General features: G+C 61.1%; 1 protein-coding gene. It reads left to right on the top strand.

Going from position 1 to position 1,311, the window contains the following annotated elements; genetic code table 11:
• On the top strand, window positions 1-1,311 hold a 1,311-nt coding region (locus AC1D0Z_RS21995; protein WP_477660274.1), incomplete at both ends, for an ATP-binding protein.

Below are 1,311 nucleotides of genomic sequence, written 5' to 3'. Positions count from 1 at the left end.
GAAGACGCTGGTGGGTATTGCCAAGACCAATTGCGAGCGCCTGATCAGGCTGATCAACGACATCCTGGACATCGAGAAGATCGAATCCGGCAAGATGACCCTGGATTTCCAGGTGATCGAGCTGGAGCCCTTGCTGGAGCAGGCGCTGGCCGCCAACGAAGGCTACGGTACGGCAAAAAATGTGCGCCTGCAACTTCATTTCCCCGACGAAGATCTCCATGTCAGGGTGGACAGCGACCGATTGACGCAGGTGGTGACCAACCTGCTGTCCAATGCCATGAAGTTCTCGCCCGAAGGCGGCACGGTAGACATCCATGTGGCGCGCTGTGAAGCCGGCATACGTGTCGAGGTCCGGGACCATGGCCCCGGTATCCCCGAAGAATTCCGTAACCGCATCTTCCAGAAGTTCTCGCAGGCCGACTCCTCCGATACACGCCAGAAGGGCGGCACGGGCCTGGGCCTCAACATTTCACGGGCCATCATTGAGCGCCTGGGTGGCAGCATCGGTTTCCATACCGATCCCGGCGTCGGCACCACCTTCTTCTTTGAGCTGCCTGAATTTGTGGAGTCTCCGCTGCGCACCTCCGGTTTCGCGGCCCTGGTCGAGCAGCGGCCTCGGGTGCTGGTGTGTGAGGACGACCAGGACATCTCGCGCCTGATCAGCATGATGCTCGACAAGGGTGGTTTTGACACCCAGATGGTATTTACGGCAAAGCAGGCTGTGGAAGAACTCGCGAAAAGGCGCTACGCCGCCGTCACGGTAGATCTCAAGCTGCCCGATCAGGATGGCATTGCGCTGATCCGGGCGCTGCGGTCCCAGCTGCATACACGCGACGTGCCCATCGTGGTGGTGTCGGCCTCGGCAGCGGAAGGGCGTGTGCAGTTCAACGACCAGTCACTGACGGTTTCGGACTGGCTGGAAAAACCCATCGACGAGAACATGCTCGTGCTGGGTGTGCGCCGCGCCATTGCCGGTTCGGCCGAAGCCCGCTCCGTCATCCTGCACGTTGAAGACGACCCGGACATCCAGCGCATTGCCGCGACCATTGCACAAGGGTTCGCCACCTTTGTTTTTGCCGACACGGTGCAGGAAGCGCGTGACCGCCTGCAGGAGCAGCGTTTTGACCTGATCCTGCTGGACCTCAGCCTGCCGGGTGGCTCGGGCTGGGACCTGCTCAAGGATGTTGAGGCAATGGACGGCCCTCCTCCCGTCGTGATCTTCTCGGCGCTGGAGGTGGACAAGACCCAGGCTACACGCGCTGCCGCCGTGCTGGTCAAGGCAAAAACCTCCAACACCGAACTCCTCGACAC

The organism is Polaromonas sp. P1_E3 (genome assembly GCF_056405935.1).
The sequence above is the reverse complement of the archived record's forward strand: the minus strand, read 5'-3'. Positions and strand labels throughout refer to the sequence as shown.